Origin of the sequence: Pseudoalteromonas sp. MMG007 (assembly GCF_018100985.1) — a bacterium.
GTDB lineage: Bacteria > Pseudomonadota > Gammaproteobacteria > Enterobacterales > Alteromonadaceae > Pseudoalteromonas.
The window spans coordinates 379248-401426 of the sequence record NZ_JAGJEI010000002.1; the positions used below are offsets into that span (position 1 = coordinate 379248).

The 22179-nt window shown below is 38.5% G+C and carries 17 protein-coding genes; 8 read left to right on the plus strand and 9 right to left on the minus strand.

Going from position 1 to position 22179, the window contains the following annotated elements; translation table 11 throughout:
• Positions 1 to 527 precede the first annotated feature (527 nt).
• Together J8L71_RS05510 and pyrC are read right to left on the minus strand one after the other, a co-directional pair.
• Positions 528 to 731: a cold-shock protein gene (locus tag J8L71_RS05510; RefSeq protein ID WP_004588138.1), complete on the minus strand. Its 204-nt coding sequence runs from the start codon at positions 729 to 731 to the stop codon at positions 528 to 530.
• Positions 732 to 1184: 453 nt separating this feature from the next.
• Positions 1185 to 2237: a dihydroorotase gene (pyrC, locus tag J8L71_RS05515; protein WP_210999633.1), complete on the minus strand. Its 1053-nt coding sequence runs from the start codon at positions 2235 to 2237 to the stop codon at positions 1185 to 1187.
• Between the two features lie 183 nt (positions 2238 to 2420).
• Here pyrC and J8L71_RS05520 point away from each other — a divergent pair, with 183 nt between their 5' ends.
• The 3 genes from J8L71_RS05520 to J8L71_RS05530 all read left to right on the plus strand — a co-directional run bounded on the left by J8L71_RS05520 (position 2421) and on the right by J8L71_RS05530 (position 6905).
• The gene (locus tag J8L71_RS05520; RefSeq protein ID WP_210999634.1) at positions 2421 to 4790 is read left to right on the plus strand and encodes a GGDEF domain-containing protein; all 2370 of its coding nucleotides are present in this window, start codon (positions 2421 to 2423) and stop codon (positions 4788 to 4790) included.
• Between the two features lie 411 nt (positions 4791 to 5201).
• A complete protein-coding gene (locus tag J8L71_RS05525; protein ID WP_058548844.1) occupies positions 5202 to 6089 on the plus strand; it encodes a LysR substrate-binding domain-containing protein in 888 nt (295 codons plus the stop codon).
• A 51-nt stretch (positions 6090 to 6140) separates the two neighbouring features.
• On the plus strand, positions 6141 to 6905 hold the full coding sequence (locus tag J8L71_RS05530) for a YdcF family protein (RefSeq protein WP_210999665.1): 765 nt from the start codon (positions 6141 to 6143) through the stop codon (positions 6903 to 6905).
• A 19-nt stretch (positions 6906 to 6924) separates the two neighbouring features.
• Here the strand turns inward: J8L71_RS05530 and J8L71_RS05535 are convergent, their stop codons facing one another.
• Positions 6925 to 7677 (minus strand): Nif3-like dinuclear metal center hexameric protein, encoded by a 753-nt coding sequence (locus J8L71_RS05535; RefSeq protein ID WP_210999635.1) that lies wholly within the window; start codon positions 7675 to 7677, stop codon positions 6925 to 6927.
• Positions 7678 to 7828: 151 nt separating this feature from the next.
• Here J8L71_RS05535 and J8L71_RS05540 point away from each other — a divergent pair, with 151 nt between their 5' ends.
• Entirely contained in the window at positions 7829 to 8197 is a 369-nt protein-coding gene (locus tag J8L71_RS05540; RefSeq protein ID WP_058548842.1) for a hypothetical protein, read from the plus strand.
• Between the two features lie 287 nt (positions 8198 to 8484).
• Here J8L71_RS05540 and J8L71_RS05545 read toward each other — a convergent pair whose 3' ends face one another.
• The 5 genes from J8L71_RS05545 to J8L71_RS05565 form a co-directional block, all read right to left on the minus strand.
• Complete coding sequence (locus J8L71_RS05545) at positions 8485 to 11658, minus strand: amidohydrolase family protein (RefSeq protein WP_210999636.1); 3174 nt, start codon at positions 11656 to 11658, stop codon at positions 8485 to 8487.
• 105 nt (positions 11659 to 11763) lie between these two features.
• Entirely contained in the window at positions 11764 to 12588 is an 825-nt protein-coding gene (locus tag J8L71_RS05550) for a M90 family metallopeptidase (protein ID WP_210999637.1), read from the minus strand.
• A 139-nt stretch (positions 12589 to 12727) separates the two neighbouring features.
• The gene (locus J8L71_RS05555; RefSeq protein ID WP_210999666.1) at positions 12728 to 13366 is read right to left on the minus strand and encodes a CatA-like O-acetyltransferase; all 639 of its coding nucleotides are present in this window, start codon (positions 13364 to 13366) and stop codon (positions 12728 to 12730) included.
• Positions 13367 to 13471: 105 nt separating this feature from the next.
• On the minus strand, positions 13472 to 14512 hold the full coding sequence (locus tag J8L71_RS05560; protein ID WP_210999638.1) for a Glu/Leu/Phe/Val dehydrogenase: 1041 nt from the start codon (positions 14510 to 14512) through the stop codon (positions 13472 to 13474).
• Between the two features lie 422 nt (positions 14513 to 14934).
• Positions 14935 to 16461, minus strand: a complete 1527-nt coding sequence (locus tag J8L71_RS05565) for a fumarate hydratase (protein WP_104642383.1) — start codon at positions 16459 to 16461, stop codon at positions 14935 to 14937.
• Positions 16462 to 16628: 167 nt separating this feature from the next.
• Between J8L71_RS05565 and pabB the strand changes: the two genes are divergently transcribed.
• From pabB to J8L71_RS05580, 3 genes are all read left to right on the plus strand, one after another.
• The gene (gene pabB, locus J8L71_RS05570; RefSeq protein ID WP_210999639.1) at positions 16629 to 17975 is read left to right on the plus strand and encodes an aminodeoxychorismate synthase component I; all 1347 of its coding nucleotides are present in this window, start codon (positions 16629 to 16631) and stop codon (positions 17973 to 17975) included.
• A 6-nt stretch (positions 17976 to 17981) separates the two neighbouring features.
• Positions 17982 to 18557: a CoA pyrophosphatase gene (locus J8L71_RS05575; RefSeq protein ID WP_210999640.1), complete on the plus strand. Its 576-nt coding sequence runs from the start codon at positions 17982 to 17984 to the stop codon at positions 18555 to 18557.
• 100 nt (positions 18558 to 18657) lie between these two features.
• Positions 18658 to 20034 (plus strand): L-serine ammonia-lyase, encoded by a 1377-nt coding sequence (locus tag J8L71_RS05580; RefSeq protein ID WP_210999667.1) that lies wholly within the window; start codon positions 18658 to 18660, stop codon positions 20032 to 20034.
• 82 nt (positions 20035 to 20116) lie between these two features.
• On the opposite strand, the gene cysB is transcribed toward J8L71_RS05580, so the two are convergent.
• Positions 20117 to 21094: an HTH-type transcriptional regulator CysB gene (cysB, locus tag J8L71_RS05585; protein ID WP_210999641.1), complete on the minus strand. Its 978-nt coding sequence runs from the start codon at positions 21092 to 21094 to the stop codon at positions 20117 to 20119.
• A gap of 320 nt (positions 21095 to 21414) precedes the next feature.
• Here cysB and J8L71_RS05590 point away from each other — a divergent pair, with 320 nt between their 5' ends.
• Positions 21415 to 22173: a DUF349 domain-containing protein gene (locus J8L71_RS05590; protein WP_210999642.1), complete on the plus strand. Its 759-nt coding sequence runs from the start codon at positions 21415 to 21417 to the stop codon at positions 22171 to 22173.
• Positions 22174 to 22179: the final 6 nt, after the last annotated feature.

Below are 22179 nucleotides of genomic sequence, written 5' to 3' on the forward strand. Positions count from 1 at the left end.
TGATACGTTTTGGTGTATTTTTTACAACTCATCTTATAAAACAAACCGTTTATCGCACAAAAAAACAACAATCAGCTCATGGAGTCACTTTTACTCCAATGCGAATAGTGATATTTCTAAATATTAATATTGGTTTTTTGCACAACATGCTTTTAAACCATTTTTAATTTTTATGCATGCCTATAACTTCAACAATCCATTCGTTAGGCGTGTTGTAAATGTGAATAAATTAATGAGGTCTATAAATAAGGTATAATTGCAAAACTAAAACATTTATTAAGTAGTAAACAGAGAAAAAGCTAAAAACGCGACTGCCCTACTATCTGGGAACGTAAATTCACTTTAGGATTTACTTAAACAGCTAATGTTTATAATATAATTTTTCACGGCGCCAAAAATTAGCAGAGATTAAAATTTGTAGTTAAACATTTCTAGGAAATAATATTTATAAGGGAGAGTATTAAAGGGGATTATGGTGAAACAGATGACTGCTCCACCACGATGAACAAAGGTTCACATAATTTAAATTATGCTACTTCTACGTTCTCAGCTTCAGGGCCTTTTTGACCTTGTTTGATGCTGAATGTCACTGCTTGACCTTCGCTAAGAGTGCGAAAACCTGAACCAGTGATTGCGCTGAAATGTACAAACACGTCAGGACCATTTTCTTGTTCAATGAAACCAAAGCCTTTAGCTTCGTTGAAAAATTTTACTTTACCAGTAACCGACATACTAATTTTCCTGTAAGTCAATAATTAAAATTCAGCCATATTATTATGGCTATATCCTCCCTGAGTCAGTGCCCAAAATTCTGGAGGTATAGTACAGGAACAAGTTTTAACCTAACCGGTAACCTTAAACGCAGCACAATATCCGTAAATTCAATACGCAAAAACTCAAAGCAAGTTAAGATTAACACATTAATTTTTTTTTGGCTCTATTAATTGGGATTTATTTATGAAGAAACTTAACTTTCCCAAAATTAATGATAAATGGTTAATTTAAAAGCAGAAATAATATGAAATATACTATTGTATGATTTAAACCTATAAATAGAAGGCTTATTTGGGCACATTTTAAATATGTACTCAAATATCATATTTTACAAAAAAGCTAAAAAGCTATTGATTATAGCTCAAAAAAGCCACAAAAATTCTTTTGTGGCTTGCACATATTTTATCTTATTATTTTACTTGCCAGTTAATCGTATCCTCAGCTTTTATAGGCACGACTTTGGAATCACCTAAAGTGTAAGTTGCAGGCACTTCCCATGGGCTCTTTACTAATGTAATTGTATCTTTGTTGCGCTCAAGACCATAAAAATCAGCACCAAAGTGACTAGCAAACCCTTCTAGCTTATCAAGAGCACCTGCATCTTCAAAAGCCTCTGCATATAACTCAATTGATGCATGAGCAGTGTAAGCTCCAGCACAACCGCACGCAGCTTCTTTTTTATCTTTATAGTGCGGCGCAGAGTCAGTCCCTAAGAAAAACTTTTTATTTCCACTAATTGCAGCACCCATTAAAGCTTGTTGATGGATATTACGCTTAAGGATAGGCAAGCAGTAATAATGAGGGCGAATACCACCAGCTAACATATGATTACGGTTATAAAGAAGATGATGCGCTGTTATCGTCGCCGCAACATTCTGTGGTGCGGCCAATACAAATTCAACGGCATCTTTCGTTGTTATATGTTCCAACACAATTTTTAATTCAGGAAAATCAGCAACAACATCACCTAAAATAGTCTCTAAAAAAACCTTCTCGCGGTCAAAAATATCTATTGATGAATCAGTTACTTCACCGTGCACTAAAAGTAGCATGCCTACTTCTTGCATCGCTTTTAAAACAGGGTAAATATTTTTTACTGAAGTAACCCCTGAATCAGAGTTAGTTGTTGCCCCTGCAGGGTATAGTTTTGCTGCAAAGATTTTACCCGTTGCTTTTGCTTTTTTTATTTCGTCTGGAGTCGTTTTATCAGTTAAATAGAGGACCATTAAAGGTTCAAACTGCCCTTGTGGTTCAGCATCCATAATACGTTCGCGGTAAGCTAACGCTGTATCAGTACATGTTGCAGGAGGAACAAGGTTTGGCATAATAATAGCCCGCCCCATGTAGCGGCTAATGTCTCGCACAGTATCTTTTAGCTGTTCACCATCACGTAAATGTACGTGCCAGTCATCTGGACGAGTGATAGTGAGAGTTGTTACGGTATTAGATGTATTGCTTGTCATTACTTTGTTCCACGGCTGAATTTATCCGATCATAGGCATATGGCGTTTTGGAGTAAAGATTTTATTAAAAAGAATCGCTTTACACTTTAGAAAATCTATTTATTACTTTATTTTGTACTAATAGAAATATTGGGTTAACTTAGTAGTTGCACTTAAAAATAAAAAGAATAATGTAAATTGTCTATGTCTTATCAAATTGATGCAATAAGAGCATTAGAAATAAAAACTGATGAACTCAGTATTATTAATCAGTTTTCATCTAGCTTACTTCAACTCGACACCCTCGATGAGCTCTTTGAATATGTAACTACACAAGTAGTGAATCGTTTAGGGTTTGTTGATTGTGTGATCTATTTGGCAGATCGCAATGCCGATACATTAAACCAAGTTGCTTCTATGGGTATTACACATGCTCGCAATAAGTACCAAGCTGAACGTAAAATAATTCGTTTCAGTGAAGGGATTACTGGGGCTGTCGCAAGCACTGGTAAAGCCGTTATTATTGACGATGTCACAAAGGACAGCCGATATATTGCGGACGAGCGCCCTGCTCAATCAGAATTATGCGTCCCTCTCATATATAAAGAGCAAGTATTAGGTGTTATCGATTGTGAGCACCCTTTTAAAAATTATTTTACCCATGCCCACTTAGAAATTTTAACTACAGTGGCACATTTGCTCAGCGCAAAAATAAACCAAGTAAATACGGTTAACAACTTACAACAAACTGTTGAGCAACTCAATAATGCTCAAAAATTAGAAAATAGCTTATTACAAATAGCTAACCTGACTTATAAAGCAAATGACCTAGACACTTTCTTTGAAGCACTGCATAGAATAATAAACAGCTTAATACCTGCCGATAACTTTTTTATTGCTCTTTACGATAAGCAAGTTGATATTCTCGATCTGGTTTATATAGTAGAAGAAGGAATTCAAAGTCATGCCCATAAAAAAATATCAAAAGAGCAGCTAAAAGATACAGCCTCTTACTATTTATTAAAATCAGATCGTGTTTTATTACTTAACCAATCACAATATCAACAACACATTAATGCCGGCGACTTTAAACTTGTTGGTAGGTTATCTGAATCTTGGCTTGGCGTCCCGTTTAAAACGAATGAGAGAATAAGCGGCGTAATTGTTGTTCAAAGTTATGATAAAAATCTGCAATATAATGAGCATGACAGCGCTCTATTAACCTACGTTAGCCGCCAAATAAGTATGGCAATAGATAGACAATTAGCCCGTCAAGAGCTAGAGCACAAAGCACTCCATGATGAACTAACAGGCCTTGCTAACCGCTCTTTACTTATTGAGCGGATAAAACACGCTATTTTACGCTTATCCCGTGCTAAAAAAAGCACAAGCCATGCGCTCTTATATTTAGATTTCGATCGGTTCAAAAGTATAAACGATGCTCTGGGCCATGAAGTGGGTGATCACTTTTTAATTAAAATCTGTGAACTTATAAAAAATACAGTGCGAAATACTGATACCTTTGCTCGTTTAGGCGGTGATGAATTTGCTATTTTCATGGAAAATATCACTCATAAAAATCAGGTAAGTGAAGCGTTAAAGCGCATTACGACAGCACTTTGTAAACCATTAAATGTTGATGGCCACCTATTGCAGGCCTCTACTAGTATTGGTATAGCTTACAGCGACAGTATTGACGATAAAGCCTATATTTTATTACAGCAAGCCGATGCTGCTATGTATGAAGCAAAATCAACCGGCCGAGGACAAGTAAAGTTTTTCAATAACACAATGCGTAAAAAACTTAAAACTCATGCAGATATCGAAAACGATTTACAGCATGGTATTGAGCATAATGAGTTTGAACTCTATTTTCAGCCAATATTTACCATTAATAGTAGTGAAATTATAGGCTTTGAAGCATTAGTACGTTGGCATCATCCTAAAAAAGGCTTTGTACCACCTAATGACTTTATACCTATTGCTGAAAACACAGGTCAAATAATTAATCTAGATTTACACCTTCTTGATTTAGCTGCGCAGCACATTGCCAATTGGCATAAACAGGGGCATCGCTTTTTAAAAGTAACCGTTAATGTATCTTCACGTCATTTTGCAAGCCTTGACTTTGTTGCTCAAATTCACTCCATTTATAATAAGTACCAATTACCTCTTGGTTCTTTATGTTTAGAGATCACTGAGTCGGGTTTAATCGAAAACTTAGACTTAGCAACACAAATTATAGAAGGGCTTTCACCGCTTAAGGTAAAACTGTGCCTTGATGATTTTGGTACTGGCTATTCTGCGCTTGGTTACTTACATCAATTACCAATCCATATTTTAAAAATAGACAAGAGCTTTATTGATCACCTTCAAGACTCAACTAATCCTCTTGTTGAGGCTATTTTATCTCTGGCACAATCCCTTCAACTCGAGGTTGTTGCTGAAGGTATTGAAACACAGGATCAGCTCACTATTTTGCAATCAACTGCCTGTAAGTACGGACAAGGCTATTTAAAATCAAAGCCTGTAACCGCAAACCAAGCAATTAAATTAATTAATAAGCCTTTGTAAGCTATACGTTAGTACATCAACTAAAATTAAGTAATGCTCTTTTTAACCACATTAAATAAAGCATTACTTAATTGCCTTACGGTATGCTTACATATGCCTGACAGCATTGAAAAAACAATCTATTTAGCCTCGCTCACACCTAAAAAGCACTTAATATAACCACTTATGATAGATTTATTATTTATAGTCTAGGTTAATCATGCAAATTCAAACTAAACATGAACTAAACTCATAACCAACCCACCAAACAACCTTTTAAGCCAGCTGCCACATTAAGATATTTAATGTTTAGAGGGTAATCTATAATAAACAGTCTTATTTTAGCCATCTAGACGTTGAAACGTTTTTTGTAAAAGCGTAGTATGTAGTTAATCTAAGCAAAACTCACTTTCACCATGAGAATTATTAAAGATGATTGACATTAAACATTTAAAAACCATTGCGACCCTAAAAGACACTGGATCTTTGGTTAATACAGCTCGTGAGCTATTTTTGACACAATCAGCGTTGTCTCATCAAATAAAAGACTTAGAAAACAAATTAGATTGCCAGTTATTTGAACGTAAAACTCAACCTGTACGTTTTACGCCACAAGGCATGTTATTACTAGAGCTGGCAAACGAGGTTTTACCAAAAGTAGAAGCAACTAAATGCAGATTAAAAGAAAGCCTTAACCAACCTATTTCACAACTGCGTTTAAGCGTCGAATGCCATGCCTGCTTTCATTGGTTACTGCCTACAATTAAAGAATTTAATAATTTTTGGCCCGATATAAAAATAGACTATGAGCGCGGCTTTAGTTACGACGCTATTCCTGATTTATTAAGTGATGAGCTAGATTTAGTATTAACCTCAGATATCCGTGAACCTGACAAACTAGAGTATGCGCATTTATTTGATTTTAAATTAAAGCTAATTGTGGCACCGGATCATGAACTTGCTAAAAAAGCCTATGTAACCGCGCTTGATCTAAAAAACGAAACTATTATTTCGTACCCTATTCCGCGTGAACGCCAAGATATTTTTAAACATTTTATTCAAAATGCACGCTTTGATGGCACACTCAAAAATGTAGACCAAGGGCTACTTATATTTCAATTAGTAAGTGCTGGAATGGGTGTAGCTGCACTACCTGACTGGCTTGTTACACCTTACGAAAGCCAAGGATTGATTAAATCAATTCCGCTTGGTGCACTTGGCTTAACACGCCCAATGTATTTAGCAATGAAAAAAGACATGAAAGATAACCCCGTTTATCGTCACTTTTTAAATACGTGTAAGCTAAATAACGGTCGATAAATTACATGCTAATAAGTAACATAAAGCAATATTATGTTTGTGTTACTTATTATGTTTGAATTAAAAAAGATTTTAGGTGGCTTACTCATGCCGCTCCCTTTATTTTCTCTGTTTGCTCTTATAATGCTGTTGATTGCATTTAAAGGGCGTAAATCAGCACTTGTTATTTCAAGTTTAAGCTTATTCGCTCTGCTTTGTCTTAGTACACCGTTTTTTGCACATCAAATTATTAAAAGCAATGAGCCAAGTTCACTTGCGTTTAATGCATTAAAACACTCTAAAATAGATAAAATTGTTGTACTTGGCTGCGACATAAACCCAAACACCGGGCTCAGTGCCAACAACCAGCTTGGTAACTGTGCGCTTAGCCGCTTAGTAGAAGGTGTAAAACTTGCTAAGCAATACCCTAATGCACAACTTATAGTATCTGGTGGTGGTTACGAGAATGTCACTAATAGCGCCTTAATGTATAAAACAGCCATTAGTTTAGGAGTGAATAAAAACCGTATTAGTCAACACCCGCACGCTATGGATACCGCTGCGGAGGCAAAAATGTTAGCCCCAAAACTGGTTGATTTTCACGTTGCTTTGGTTACTTCTGTGCTTCATATGCCTAGAGCAAAAAATTTATTCAACGCCCAAGGAATAGATGTAATAACAGCTGCAACTGATTACCATAATTTTGCAGCGCAGCCTTTATATAAGCAGTTTATTCCAAATGCAGAGGCTTTAAGGGTCGTTACACAGTACGCACATGAATTGCTGGGAAATGCGTGGATTAATTTGCGCCGCTGGATAAATCCAGAAGTGCTTTAGTAACTAATAAGTATTTTAGTTATACCGGGTTATCTATATCTATAAAGGTAACCTCAAAACCATAATCTTTAGCTAGTAACTCACCCAATGCTTTAACACCGTAGCGTTCAGTGGCATGGTGCCCTGCAGCAAAAAAATCTATATTTTGCTCGCGCGAACTGTGAATAGTTTGCTCAGACGCTTCACCTGTTAAATAGGCATCAATTCCCTGCTCTGCTGCTAAGTCTATATAGCCTTGCCCACCACCTGTGCACAGTGCAATGGTGTGTATTTTTTCATCGCGAACAATACTGCTCAATGGCTCTCGATGCAAAACGCTTGCAATTTTCTTGGCAAACTCACTACCTGTAAGCGGAGTTTTCAAACGTCCTTTCATTGCTACACTATTAGCAGTTGGCTCAAGCCCAGTTTCTATCTCAATATCAAGTAAATTAGCTAGCTGCGCGTTATTACCAATAGTCGGGTGAATATCCAGAGGTAAATGATACCCAAACAAATTTATGTCGTTTTTAAGTAATGCACTTATACGGCGCTTTTTCATACCTGTGATAGGTTGGGATTCCCCTTTCCAAAAAAAACCATGGTGAACCAAAATAGCATCTGCATTTTTTTCTATAGCTGCATCAATAAGTGCTTGGCTTGCTGTTACACCAGTAACGATGGTTTTAATTTCATTTTTACCTTCAACTTGTAATCCATTTGGGCAAAAATCTTTAATTAAATGCGGTTTTAAAATGTCATTTAGAAGTTGGTTAAATTCTCTACGTTGCATACACGTTACCTTACTTAACACTGAATTTTGTGCAAATTTTGGCGTTTATAGGTGAAAAATGGAAGGAAAATCGCAAAAAATTGAAAAACAGTTTTAAAATAGGTATAAATACCCCCTTCTTTATCTGTGTTCACAACGTATAGGGTCTCTGATGAGCAAACTAGACAAAACAGAAGTGTTATCTGCCTTTGAAGCAGCATATGAAGCTGCAAATGGTAAAAAACCTGAAATTACAACTAAACCAGGCTGGTACAGCATCGATGGCGGAAAAAATCTACGCCTAGCTGACGTAGCTGAGCTGACTGAAGAATTAAGCTCTGGTAAAACTACACCTAAAGCTGCAGAAAAAGCGCCGGCTAAAAAAACTAAAACGAAAACTGCTGCGCCTGTTAAAGCACAGAAAAAAGCACCGTTCTCTGTTGTTACCGAAAATGAAGAAGGTTACACAGCTGAAGAGCTTTGGATTGTAATTTTAGCTCGTAAAGATCATGACTGTCGCTTACCGCGCGGTGTTGTTTAAACACCATTTGTGATTTTAAAGAAACCGCGTTAAGCGGTTTTTTTATGTCTGTTATTTATTAATTGAACATGCAATTAATCCACAATAATACTTAATTATTTTACGGGCCTAAACGTGTCGCCACCTGCGATAAAAATTATCATTTAGAACAAGCCAAAAATGCAAATAAACAGCAAATACAACACCAATAAAAGCGGTAATTAGCATGCCAAATTCTTTACTAATAATACAGAGCTAAAAAAAGCGGCTATTAGCCGCTTTATAACAGTTAAAAATAATAATTAACGCTATTCAAAATAAAGCGGTTCACGTGCTTTTTTACCCACTTCATTCATTGTACTTGCATCAAATAAACGACCATTGATCATGGTGTAATCAACTTTATCCGAATCTCGAATATTTTTAAGCGGATCGCCATCTATAACCATTAAATCAGCCAGTTTACCCACTTCAAGCGAGCCTACGTTTTTATCGAGCCCTAAATACTTAGCCGGATCGAGTGTCGATGCACGTATTGCCTCAAGCGGTGTCATTCCGCCTTGAGCAAACATCCACATTTCCCAATGTGCACCAAGCCCTTCACGCTGCCCATGGGCACCTAAATTAACCAGTACACCCAAGTCTTGCAGCTCTTTTGCCACACGTGCGTTATTAAAGTGATTATAGTGATGATCAGGCGCTTTTACGCGGCGCATAGAGCGCGGTAATAATTGGTTTTTAGGCACAAATTTACTTAAACGAGGGTGGTTCCACACATCCGTTTTATCATACCAATAGTTTTCCCCCCATATACCACCGTAAGCCACTACAAGTGTAGGTGTATAGCCTACATCACTTTGCGACCATAACTGTTTTATATCATCATAAATGTGCTCAACAGGAATAGAATGTTCAATGCCTGTGTGGCCATCAACCACCATACTTAAGTTATGTTGCAATAATGAGCCGCCTTCTGGCACGACCATCATTTCAAGTTCACGCCCGGCTTCAATTACTTGCTGGCGCTGCTCACGCCGTGGTTGGTTATACGATTTAACACTAAACGCCCCCACTTTTTTAAGTCGCTCTAAATGAAATTTAGCATCTTCTAACGAGTCTATGTGTGACGTATAACCCGGCATATTTGCGCCATATAAAATAGTCCCTGTAGAGAAAATACGCGGGCCAACAATCATCCCTGCCTTTTGCATTTCACTGGCAGTAAATATTTCTGTTGTATCATTTGATGGGTCATGAATAGTGGTAACACCCAGTGCTAAGCCTGCAAAGTTTTTCCAATTTTGCTGTGGAATTATTTCATCACTTGCTTGAGAGCCATGTGCATGCGCATCAACAATACCAGGCATAATCGTTTTACCTGTTACATCAATTACTTTTGCATTTTTTGGTATGGTTACTTCATTAGCTGTACCAATTGATTTGATGTGTTTGCCATCTGTAATTATCACACCATTTTCAATGACCTTTTCGCCATCCATAGTAATAATCTTTGCGCCTTTTAACGCAATCATGCCTTTAGGCTCAGCCATTTTTTTACTAAAACCAATGCGTTCACCGCTTTTTACTTTAAAGTCAGCATCATCGGCTTTATTAATTGCAAACATTCCCTCTAAACTTGCATGGTAAAGCTCTGGGCCTAAAGTCCAATAAAGCGTATTGCTTTTAGTATTCCAGCTAATGTTTTCACCCGCACGAGCAGACAATTGCTCTATAGGGAACTGGCTATCTTTAGGGCTTATATTAATTGTTGAGCCACTTTCTACAAAAGGGGTAACAAACACTTTAAACCGCTCAGCAAACGCTAAATATTGACCATCTGGTGAAACTCTAAATTCAGTTGCATGCTCAGACTCATAAAGCTTACGTACTTTTTTACTTTTAAGCTCTACTACGCTAAGCGTTGGTTTTGGCCATGGGCTCATAATAAAAACGCGATCACTCTCATCACCAAACTGTGGTTGATACCCGCTTTTAGAAATCAGCTCACTTTTACCACCTTTAACGCTTACACTATAAATGCCTGGGTTTAAAGACCATTTAGGGTTTAATATGCTGCCACCTGTGGCTTTTCGGTACACAACCGTTTTACCATTTGGGCTAAATGTTGGCTCTACATATTTGCCAGGCTCTGAGGTAATGGTATCGCCCCGTCCGCTGCGCGACGATACAACGCGTACCGTACCTTGTTCGTTATCATTCCAAGTGGTGTATACAATTTTCTTACCATCACGAGAGTATTGCGGGAATAACTCATAATGCTCAGTTTGTTTAGTTAAACGTTTAATCTTGCCCGACTCTAAATCACGTTTATAAATATAACCAAGTGCTTCAAAAATTGCCGTTTCGCCATCTGGGCTTACCTGTACATTTCGTAGCATTTTTACATCAAACTCGTCGGTATCTAAGTTTTGTGTAAATCGCACTGCTTTTTGAATTTTTTTACTTGTTTGCACTTTAAAAGGGATGGTTTTAACAGATTTGTCTGCAACATCTAGCTTGTGAATAGTGCCACCAGCCCAAAATACCAGCTCTTCATTATCTGGCGTCCATGCAATAGTCGGATAAACCCCATGTATAGCCCACGTTTCTTGCATGTCACGTTCAAGCTTGTCGTACAGTTTTGTGTGCTCACCGCTGCTTAAATCGTATAAATAAAGGCTAGTTTGAAAATCATCACGCTTAATGTACGCTAACTTTTTGCCATCAGGCGATGGTGTGGGTCTTATCGCTCCACCCATAGTATTAATAACAGTTTCTATCTCGCCTGTTTCACGGTCGTAGCGTTTAATTTTATAAATACCCGCTACTGAATCTTTTGAATAATGAAAAGTTTTACCAGGCGTTGCATCATGTGAAAAGTAAACATAACGTCCATCTGGGGAGAACATTGGCTCACCTAAATCTTTTTGATCGTTCTCGCGCTTAGTAAGTTGAACACCTTTGCCCCCCGCCTTATGATAAAGCCACACTTCACCAGCTCCCAACGAGCGGCTTGCAGTAAAGTGCTTACGTGCAACTAGGTAATCGCCATCAGGGCTCCATGCGGGGCTGTTTAAAAGCCTAAAGGTTTCATCAGTAACTGCGTGTTGGTTTTCGCCATTTAAATCCATTATCCAAATATTATCGCCACCTCCCTGATCTGAGGTAAAAGCAATGTGTTTTCCATTTGGACTAAAGCGAGGCTGCATTTGCCATGCAATATCTGAGGTAAGTTTTGTAGCTGTACCGCCACTCATTGGCATTGTATAAATATCACCAAGCAGGTCAAACACAACTGTTTTTCCATCCGGGCTTACATCAATATTCATCCATGTGCCTTGTTCAACGCTAATTGCAGCGTCAACAAACTGGCCTTTAGGAGAATCTACTTGCCATTTTTGTTCATCTTTTTCGGCAGCATTTACATGCCCTAGAGCCAATGACACTGAAAGTGCCAATACTGTATGAAGCATTTTTTTCATGCGTTTCTCGCTTGTTATTGTTGCAGTTAAATCTATTTTACATGATTGCAACAAAAACAAGCGTAACTTGCCAGCGTTATATGATAAAACGCAGTTTATGTAGGTTTAATGCCAAGCAATAGGATCAAATTGATAGTAATCCACCAGCAGACGGTAAATTTCAGGATCGTGATGTCTAAGTTCAGCTGGTTTTTCTAAGAATGTTTCTGTGATCACAGCAAAAAATTCAGCCTCATTAGTTGCACCATAACTATGTATAACATGGCTCATACTATACGCCACATGTGTTTTTAACTGAGTAAATGCACGGCTAAATACACGCCCCCATTCTGTGTATTGCGCAGCGTTTTTTAAAAGTGGCGTACCCGATGTTTTACCTGTTTCTTGATCAAGCTGATGAGCAAATTCATGAAATACCAAGTTATGGCCATCGCTAGGTAATCTGTTTCCCTCCAGCACATCGTGCCAACTAAGCACTAAGGTGCCGCCAGGCCACGACTCACCCAAACGTACAGCGTTATGATAACTAACAAGCCCAGCACTATCACGGGTCGATTGCGGCGCATAGTAAGCACTTGGATATAGTAATATCTCCTTCACGTTTTTATAAAGCGGCCATGGCTTATTTAGCACAAGTACGCACGCGTCGGCAGCTACAATTAATTTCATGGCAGGTGTTAGCTTTAAACCATCGCGCCCTAAAAAGCGTTTCTCGTTTAAAAACCAGACGATATGGCGCTCTAGCTTTTCTCTATCTGCGTCAGTCATTTTTTTATAAATAGGCATGCAGCGGAGTAAGATATCTTTTTGCTGAGAATTTAAGGAGAGAGTTTTATACTTTTTTTGCCATAAGCGGTTTTGTATTGAAGGCCATCGCCAAAACACAATAACAAACACAACTAAAATGAGTAATAACAGTCCATTTATCATAAGGACGTCCTAAATTAATTTATGTTATATAAATATGTCCGGGGATGTTGTTTTTCAACTGCACATGGCTCCACGTTTAATATAGAGCCAACACGTTATTTTAAAATTGTTTAATAATAAGCTTTAGCTTACCTGCCAATCAGCTATTACAAAAGTCATCAAAGGCACTTTGCAGTACGTTGATAAATTTAGCGACATGCAATCCATCCATCAATGAGTGGTGCACATCAACAGATAGAGGCATTGTTCCGGTATTTTTATCGAATTGACCAAACACAAATTTAGGGATCCCTACACTCTCTCCATTACTAAACGCATGCGAAAACGCGCTAAAATTTAACCATGGTAAAACTGATATGTGAATTAAATCGGCTTGGCCTTCTGTTTGCTTAAACGCATCTGAAAAAAGCGGCTGGGATTTAGCCTTTTTACTTACCTCACTAGCATGAACTGCAAACTCAGCAAATGTGCTTTTACTATTAAAGTAACTAAAAACAAATGCATCATTTTTATCAAGCTCAACCACACTCGCTCGCACTTGATTAAGTAACCAAGGCTTTTGCTCTAAAATGCGTAACATTAACGGCTCATAGGCATGGCATGCTTTTAAAGTACAAAATATATAAGCCTGAAAAAAAGATAAGCCCTGCGTTTTGCAATACTGATAAAGCTGCTGTGCATCTATACGCACACAAACATTAAAGTAAGGCTGAGCAAAGTTTTTAAAAAGCTCAAAGTGCTGCGTGCGAGACCAACTTTCTAAATCAAAAGGCTGCATAAAAGGAGTTGAAGAAGTCATAATATCCGTGTGAGTGTAATTAACACTTTTAAGTATAAACAAAAAAGGCGTACCTCTGTACGCCTTTCATTATGTAATTACTGATTAAAGACCGTTTTTAATGATCTCTTGTGCTAACTCATCGGCAATTAAATGCGTTGATTTTTGCTCTTTTTCACTTCGAGCAAAAATTTCAGTCAAGGTATCGAATATCACCTCAACATGCTTATTAGATGCAGCTTTACTGTAACCTTCAGGTGCTGTTTCGTAATAAACATTAATAATACCGCCAGCGTTAATTACATAATCTGGTGCATATAAAATGCCTTTTTCACGAATAATTTCACCGTGGCGAGACTCTGCCAGCTGATTATTAGCACAGCCTGCAATAATCGTCGCTTTTAAACGCGGAATCGTTAAGTCGTTAACCGTTGCACCTAAAGCACAAGGCGCATATACATCTACATCTAAGTCGTAAATTTCATCAATACCAACCGCTGTTGCATTAAAGTCATTGACCACTCTTTTAATAGCGTCTTGGTTTATATCAGTAACAAACAACTCTGCACCTGCATCAGATAAATACTTACACAGCGCATAAGCAACTGAACCTAAACCTTGTACAGCCACTTTAATACCAGCAAAGTTTTGATGACCGCGTTGATGCTGTAATGCGGCTTTAATTCCTAAAAATGTTCCGTAAGCAGTAAATGGCGATGGGTTACCACTTTTACCTTCAAGACCCAAAACGTAGTTTGTTTCTTTATTCATCAGGGCAACATCGTCGCAAGTGATATTTACATCTTCTGCACAGTAATAGCTGCCACCTAAGCCTTCTAGCTTACGACCAAAAGCGCGAAATAACTGCTCTGATTTAATTTCTTTCGCGTTACCAATAATAACAGACTTACCACCGCCAAATGGCAGGCGTGCAACTGCATTTTTATATGTCATGCCTTTAGCTAAACGCAGCACATCGTAAACTGCATCGTCGTCATTTGCATAATCCCACATTCTACAACCGCCAACAGCAGGGCCTAAATTCGTATTATGTACAGCAATAATTGCTTTTAAGCCTGACTCTTCATCAGAACAAAAAACCACTTGCTCGTGGTTATCAAATTCAGCTTGGTTAAATACAGCCACTTTAAATACTCCGAAAAATGAACCCGTGAGAGGGTATACGCGCTGGAAATTCACGAGACTTTACCACTTCATATTAAGGTTCGCCACACCAATGGATGATAAACCCAATGAAAACATCAAGCTTGAATTAAACAACCCAACAAAAGCCACTTTAAAGATAAAAAAACCCGAATAAACAACTATTTTAATTTTAAAAACTAAATTAATAAAAACCACAGTTACTTACGCTTACGTAAACGAGAAGAAACTAATAGATGTAAAGTTTAAAGTACAAGTGCCAATTATACTGCAATGCGCACAGTGTATAGGTTTATGAAAATTAGAGGGGAGTAATCAAAACTGGTCTGAGGTGTTAAATTAGTTGATAAGAGAATTTAGAGTATTAAAAAGCGAGCCTAAACTCGCTTTTTAAAATTAACGGCTTATTTTAATTTACCGTCTAACTCTTCAATTTTAGCTTTCCAAATTGCTGGGCCTTGCGTATGTGCATTTGCACCTTCGCTATCTACAGCAACTGTTACAGGCATATCTTCTACTTCAAATTCGTAGATTGCTTCCATACCCAAATCTTCAAAGGCTACAACACGTGCTTTTTTAATCGCTTTAGATACTAAGTAAGCTGCGCCGCCTACAGCCATTAAGTAAACTGATTTATGCTCTTTAATAGACTCAACCGTAGCAGGGCCACGTTCGGCTTTACCAATCATGCCTACAATGCCAGTTTTTTCTAGCATCATATCGGTAAATTTATCCATACGTGTTGCTGTAGTTGGGCCTGCTGGGCCTACGGCTTCATCACCAACGGCATCAACTGGCCCTACGTAGTAAATAAACTTGTTATCAAAGTCTACGCCCTCAGGTAAACCTTCACCTGAATTGATCATGTCTTGCAAACGTTTATGCGCAGCATCACGGCCTGTTAAAATAGTGCCTGAAAGTAAAACGGTTTCACCCATTTTCCATTCTTGAACATCTGCTTTTGTTAATGTGTTTAAATCAACACGGCGAGTACCCTCACCTACTTCAAATGTTACTTGTGGCCAATCTTCAAGTTTAGGTGCTTTTAAGTCAGCTGGGCCTGAACCATCTAAAGTAAAGTGAACATGGCGAGTTGCAGCACAGTTAGGGATCATTACCACAGGTTTTGATGCAGCATGCGTAGGTGCTGTTTTAATTTTAATATCAACAACCGTTGTTAAGCCACCTAAACCTTGCGCGCCAATACCTAATTTATTAGCACGTTCAAAAATTTCTAAACGCAGTTTTTCTTCCGTAGTTTCTGCGCCGCGCTCCATAAGCTCATGAATATCAACCGGGTCCATTAGCGACTCTTTTGCCATTACCGCTGCTTTTTCAGCAGTGCCACCTATACCTATTCCTAGCATGCCTGGCGGACACCAACCAGCACCCATTGTAGGTAATGTTTTTTCAACCCATGCCGCAACGTCGTCTGATGGGTTTAGCATTACCATTTTACTTTTGTTTTCAGAGCCGCCGCCTTTAGCCGCAACCATTACTTCTACTTCACCACCAGCAACTAAATCAATGTGTACAACTGAAGGTGTATTGTCTTTCGTGTTTTTACGTGTGCCTGCAGGGTCTGCAACAATAGAAGCACGTAGAGGGTTGTCTGGGTTCAAATACGCACGGCGAGTACCTTCATCAACCATTTGCTGAACGGTTAAATCTGTTTTATCCCACTTAACATCCATACCTACTTTTACAAAACACGTAATAATACCCGTGTCTTGACACAGTGGACGTTTGCCCTCAGCCGACATACGCGAGTTAATTAAGATTTGAGCTATTGCATCTTTTGCCGCTTTACTTTGTTCTTTGTTGTACGCTTTTTCTAATGCTTGAACAAAATCAAGTGGGTGATAAAAAGAGATGTATTGCAATGCATCTTCAATGCTATCAATAAAGTCTTGCTGACGGATTGTACTCATTAGTGGTTCCTTAAGTTACCGTTACGCATAGTCGCGTAATCTATATCAAACCGGTGACGGTGGTTTGCACTGTTTAATTACAGCGCTTTTACTTAAACGCTGCCAAAAAAATTTGACTTATGATACCCTCCCAGCCCGTTTCGAGCCAGTTCTTAAAGGGGTAGTAAATGCTAAACAATAAAAAAAATTGTACTAAATTAGCCATAACGCAAAACTGCATTGACGTTTTTGCGCATTTTTCGCATTTGCCTTACGCAATTCTTTTAGACTCAGCCAATAGTAATCATATAAATAGTCGTTTTGATATTATTGCTATTGAGCCGCAAAGTACCCTTGAAGTAAAAAATAACCAAAGTTTTTTTAATAATATTGAAAGCAATCAATCGTGCTTTGAAATTATGAACAGTGAGCTTTTAAAACTCGATTGCACTAAAGCAGGTTACGACCTGCCTTTTAATGGTGGCTGGCTTGGTTACTTTGGTTACGACCTCGGGCGCACAATAGAGAGCATGCCAAGTAAAGCGATTGATGATATTAACTTACCACAAATGGCTATTGGTCTTTATTTAGATGCTCTAATTTACGATAAACACCAGCAAAGTTGGTTTTATGTATCTCAGCCAAACGTTGATCGTTTAGCTCTTTATCAGCAATATTTAGATAAAAACGTAACAGTTGAAAAATTTGCTCTTAACAGCCAGTGGCAATCTAATATGAGCCAAGCAGACTACGCTTCAAAATTTGCAAAAATCGAAGATTATTTAAAAAGTGGTGACTGCTATCAAATTAATTTAGCACAGCGCTTTAGTGCTCACTACAACGGCTCACCATGGAGCGCTTATATAAGATTGCGCGAGGCTAACAAAGCCCCTTTTTCAAGCTTTATTAATCATCCGCAAGGGGCCATATTATCCATCTCCCCTGAGCGTTTTATTTTGGTAAATAATAACAAAGTTGAAACCAAACCCATTAAAGGCACCCTGCCACGCAAAGCCGATGCGCTTGAGGACCAGCACCAAGCTAATTTACTGGCCAATTCAGCAAAGGATCGTGCAGAAAATGTGATGATTGTCGATTTACTGCGTAACGACTTAGGCAAAGTAGCAAAACCCGGCAGCGTTCACGTCCCTTCCCTTTTCGCTATTGAGAGCTTTCCGGCAGTGCATCATTTGGTAAGCACGGTAACCTCAGAACTTGATGAAGGTAAAACAGCGGTTGATCAGTTAAAAGCGGCTTTTCCGGGCGGCTCAATCACCGGTGCGCCCAAAATTAGGGCTATGGAAATAATTGAAGAACTCGAGCCACATCGTCGCAGTATTTATTGTGGCTCTATTGGCTATTTAAGTGCCTGCGGTAATATGGATACCAGTATTACTATTCGTACTTTAGTGTGCCATAACCAACAAATTTACTGTTGGGCAGGCGGAGGCATAGTGGCTGATTCTAAAGTCGAATTGGAATATCAAGAAACATACGATAAAGTGAATAAAATCCTTCCTTTATTAACACAGTAGGTGGCTTTGAATAGTGAACATATTAGAGCGCGGTTTCAATTAAGCCCAATTGCTGCGCCTAACCAGCTAAAAGATACTCGTAAAAAGCGTGCCAGTGCAGTTATGCTACCCATTATCGATATAGATAATCATGCGCATATTTTATTGTGTAAACGCCCCACTTATTTGCACCACCACCCAGGGGAAATCTGTTTGCCTGGCGGTAAATTTGAGCCAAGCGATGTTAAACTTCGCACTACTGCACTTCGTGAACTTGAGGAGGAGCTTAATATTACGCCAAGTAATGTAGCTGTGCTTGGGCAACTGCCTGAATACTCTACTTTAACTGGTTTTAGTATTAGCCCCTTTGTGGGTTTGCTTAATAAAAACACTAGATGGGAGAACGATCATAATGAAGTTCAAGCAAGCTTTTTACTCTCGCTTAGCGATTTAAGTAACGATGCTAATTGGCAGCCTTTGCCTTTTCAACGCTTTGGTAAAACAATTACCTTACAAGGCTTTGCAACTCAACACGGACTACTTTGGGGTGCAACGGCAAGCATTATAAAAAACTTTACAAAGCAGCTCGCCCTACCAGTGTAAATCTTCACTATTGTTGGTTACATGCCACCAATTCCAAGTTATTATACTCGACCGTTCAAAGAACAGCTTCATGCTGAGAAACAAAGTAGAGACACACACTATGATCAGTGCATTTGATATGTTTAGCATTGGTATTGGCCCTTCTTCATCACACACTGTTGGCCCAATGCGCGCATCACGCTTATTTGTTAATGACTTACAAGAACAACAATTATTAGCAAATGTTACCGATATAAAAGTAGAGTTATACGGCTCATTAGGGCAAACAGGTGTAGGCCACGGCTCTGGTAAAGCGGTAATTTTAGGCCTTGCCGGTTACGACCCAGAAACGATAGATGCTGATTTAGTTGACGATATTTTGGCCACTATTGAAAATGAGCAGGTGATTTACCTGAATCAAACACATAAAGCTAAATTCCCTAAACAAGGTGCAATTGTTTTTCACCGTCGAAAAACACTGCCTAAGCACTCAAATGCAATGGAAATTATTGCCTCAAACAATGGCGAAAAAATTTACAGTAAAGTTTACTACTCAATTGGTGGCGGTTTTATTGTAACCGATGAAGAATTTGAAAAAGAAAAACAAGCAGCGCTTGATATTAGAGAAGAAAACCCCGCACCCTTCCCATTTGATAGCGCAAAAGACTTGCTAGAAATGTGTAAAGAGTCAGGCTTGAGTGTTTCTAGTTTGATGATGAAAAATGAAAAAACACTGCGCAACGAAGATGCCATTAAAGATGAGCTCTTTAATATTTGGCAAGTAATGAAAGCCTGTATTGAGCGCGGTATGCGCACCGAAGGTATTTTACCTGGAGGCTTAAAAGTTAAGCGCCGTGCCCCCAGTTTATATTTAAAGCTTAACGTTGAAGTAAGTAACGACCCACTTCGCGCAATGGACTGGGTTGATTTATTCGCCCTTGCTGTAAATGAAGAAAACGCAGCTGGCGGCCGTGTTGTTACCGCGCCGACTAACGGTGCCGCTGGCATTTTGCCAGCCGTACTTATGTACTATCACACATTTATTAAAGAAGTAGATCGCGATATAGCAACACGTTACTTATTAACAGCTGCGGCTATTGGTATTTTATATAAAAAAAATGCTTCAATCTCAGGTGCTGAAGTTGGCTGCCAAGGGGAAGTTGGCGTGGCATGTTCAATGGCTGCAGGTGCACTTACAGAAATAGTAGGTGGCAATGTTGTACAAGTAGAAAACGCCGCTGAAATAGGCATGGAACATAACCTAGGGCTTACTTGTGACCCTGTTGGTGGACTAGTACAAGTGCCGTGTATTGAACGTAACGCAATGGGCTCTATAAAAGCCATTAACGCCTCGCGACTTGCTATTCGCGGCAGCGGAGAGCAAAAGGTATCGCTAGACAAAGTAATTAAAACCATGCTTGATACCGGTAATGACATGAAAACTAAATACAAAGAAACCGCACGTGGTGGATTAGCTGTAAATATTATTGAATGTTAAAAGCGATAAAATCAGAAAAGCCGCTAATTTAAAATAAGCGGCTTTTTTATTGCTAGCTAAATTACAGCAATAAGGTTAATTGTTATTTAACTGGTAATTCTATGTCTTCAAACAGTTTATCTACGTCTTCTTGGTTACGCAGTAAACTTGCACGCTCTACTCGCTCTTTCGTTAAGTGCGGTGCAAACCGTTCTATAAAATCATACATGTAAGTGCGTAAAAAACTACCCTTTCTAAAGCCAATTTTAGTCGTACTTGCTTCAAACAAATGGCTTGCATCAATACATACTAAATCAGTATCGCTTAGCTGATCTATAGCCATAGATGCAACAACACCCACACCAAGCCCTAACCGGACATAGGTTTTAATAACATCTGCATCGGTTGCGGTAAATACTATGTGTGGCTCAAGACCGTGAGCATTAAACGCTTTATCAAGCTCTGAACGACCGGTAAAACCAAAAACATAGGTAATAAGAGGATATTGTGCAATATCAGAAACAGATAAACTGTCGGCTTTTTTGGCAAGTGGGTGGTCTTTAGCCACGACTATACTGCGATTCCAGTGATAGCACGGCAACATCACCAAATCTGAATACAAATGCAATGCCTCTGTGGCAATCGCAAAGTCTGCATCACCTCGGGCCGCAGCATCAGAAATTTGCTGTGGTGTACCTTGATGCATATGCAGTGATACCGCTGGGTATTTTTTCATAAACCCTTGAATAACGTTAGGCAATGCATAACGTGCCTGAGTGTGGGTAGTAGCAATATTCAACTTACCTTGATCAGGCAATGTGTGTTCATTAGCTACCGCTTTAATCCCCTCAACTTTAGATAATATTTCACGAGAAATATTAATAATGTCTTCGCCAGCGCTGGTTACATGCGTTAAATGTTTACCACTACGACCAAAAATTTGCACACCTAACTCATCTTCAAGCATTCGTACTTGTTTAGAAATACCCGGTTGCGAGGTAAATAAGCTCTCAGCGGTCGCTGAAACATTTAATTTATGGTTTTGTACTTCTACTATATATCTGAGTTGTTGTAATTTCATGGCTGCAAATTTTAACGTTATTATTCATATTATTTATAAAGGCAATACTTATTAAAACCAAGTGTTATTTGAATAAAAAGCAACAATAGTAATTAAGGCATGCATTTATCTGATTAGTACTCAAGGCTAGCATAATAAATATGCTTGAGGTAGCGATGTTTATTCAGGTTAATCTTATAATCCCTTCGTCTTACAACACTTTAAGAAAGCTAAACCTTAAATAACGGAGTATTTTTAAGTTAATCAACGCAAAGCTACACAGTTAACGTATAATTAATGTAAGATTAGGTAAATTAGATTATGAATCAGAGAATTAAAAGATGATTGTTTCTATCATAATAATACTTATAGTAGCGCTTATAGTGATAGCACTATGGGTTAGTGCTGTGCAACAACACAAAGAAAAACAAGAAGCTGAACGCCGCAAACAGTTAACAAAACAAAAAGCAATTATTGAAGAAACAGAAGAAGCACTTATGAATAGTGCAAATATCCCTTTATCCGAAAATATAATTCGCGCATTACAACGCCGTGTGTATGAAGCTTTAAATACAATGGTTTCAAACTCACCAATTTCTAAAGCGCTTAAAACTCGCTTAAGCGAAGCAAAAACTAATTTATCAAACCCAGTGCAAGGTAATAATAGCGAGTCTTTAGCATTACCGAGTAACGATAAGCAATTGGTAAGCCTGATTCAAGGGATTAAGAAGCTACGTTCAGTTTTACGCTCTGAGCACAGTAAAGGTCGTATTGATAGCCAAGTTTTTGCTGTGGAAGATAAACGGCTTGAAAAATTACAGTTACGCATAAATATTGAAAGCCAAATCAAACGAGGCTTGTCAGCTCGCTCTGCAAATATGGTTGGCTCTGCTAGACAATACTTTGAAAAAGCCTATGCAACGCTTAGTGCTGTTACTTACTCTGACGAATACGTAACCTCAAAACGCCAAGAGGTTGAAGGTTACTTAGAAGCTATTAGTGTTGAGCTTAGAGCCTCAAATGCAAGTGCCCTGAAAAAGAAAGCCGAAGAAGAGCAAGACGAATTAGATGTTTTGTTTGCCCCTAAAAAGAAATGGTAAATTAGA

What these genes read in the sequence shown, in the direction of transcription:
- J8L71_RS05555 (WP_210999666.1), bottom strand. Translation starts at nt 13,366, where the DNA reads ATGCAGCCTTTTGATTTAGAAAGTTGGTCTCGCACGCAGCACTTTGAG.
- J8L71_RS05535 (WP_210999635.1), bottom strand. Translation starts at nt 7,677, where the DNA reads ATGCAACGTAGAGAATTTAACCAACTTCTAAATGACATTTTAAAACCG.
- J8L71_RS05590 (WP_210999642.1), top strand. Translation starts at nt 21,415, where the DNA reads ATGATTGTTTCTATCATAATAATACTTATAGTAGCGCTTATAGTGATA.
- J8L71_RS05540 (WP_058548842.1), top strand. Translation starts at nt 7,829, where the DNA reads ATGAGCAAACTAGACAAAACAGAAGTGTTATCTGCCTTTGAAGCAGCA.
- J8L71_RS05510 (WP_004588138.1), bottom strand. Translation starts at nt 731, where the DNA reads ATGTCGGTTACTGGTAAAGTAAAATTTTTCAACGAAGCTAAAGGCTTT.
- pabB (WP_210999639.1), top strand. Translation starts at nt 16,629, where the DNA reads ATGCTAAACAATAAAAAAAATTGTACTAAATTAGCCATAACGCAAAAC.
- J8L71_RS05550 (WP_210999637.1), bottom strand. Translation starts at nt 12,588, where the DNA reads ATGATAAATGGACTGTTATTACTCATTTTAGTTGTGTTTGTTATTGTG.
- J8L71_RS05565 (WP_104642383.1), bottom strand. Translation starts at nt 16,461, where the DNA reads ATGAGTACAATCCGTCAGCAAGACTTTATTGATAGCATTGAAGATGCA.
- J8L71_RS05520 (WP_210999634.1), top strand. Translation starts at nt 2,421, where the DNA reads ATGTCTTATCAAATTGATGCAATAAGAGCATTAGAAATAAAAACTGAT.
- J8L71_RS05525 (WP_058548844.1), top strand. Translation starts at nt 5,202, where the DNA reads ATGATTGACATTAAACATTTAAAAACCATTGCGACCCTAAAAGACACT.
- cysB (WP_210999641.1), bottom strand. Translation starts at nt 21,094, where the DNA reads ATGAAATTACAACAACTCAGATATATAGTAGAAGTACAAAACCATAAA.
- J8L71_RS05580 (WP_210999667.1), top strand. Translation starts at nt 18,658, where the DNA reads ATGATCAGTGCATTTGATATGTTTAGCATTGGTATTGGCCCTTCTTCA.
- pyrC (WP_210999633.1), bottom strand. Translation starts at nt 2,237, where the DNA reads ATGACAAGCAATACATCTAATACCGTAACAACTCTCACTATCACTCGT.
- J8L71_RS05530 (WP_210999665.1), top strand. Translation starts at nt 6,141, where the DNA reads ATGTTTGAATTAAAAAAGATTTTAGGTGGCTTACTCATGCCGCTCCCT.
- J8L71_RS05545 (WP_210999636.1), bottom strand. Translation starts at nt 11,658, where the DNA reads ATGAAAAAAATGCTTCATACAGTATTGGCACTTTCAGTGTCATTGGCT.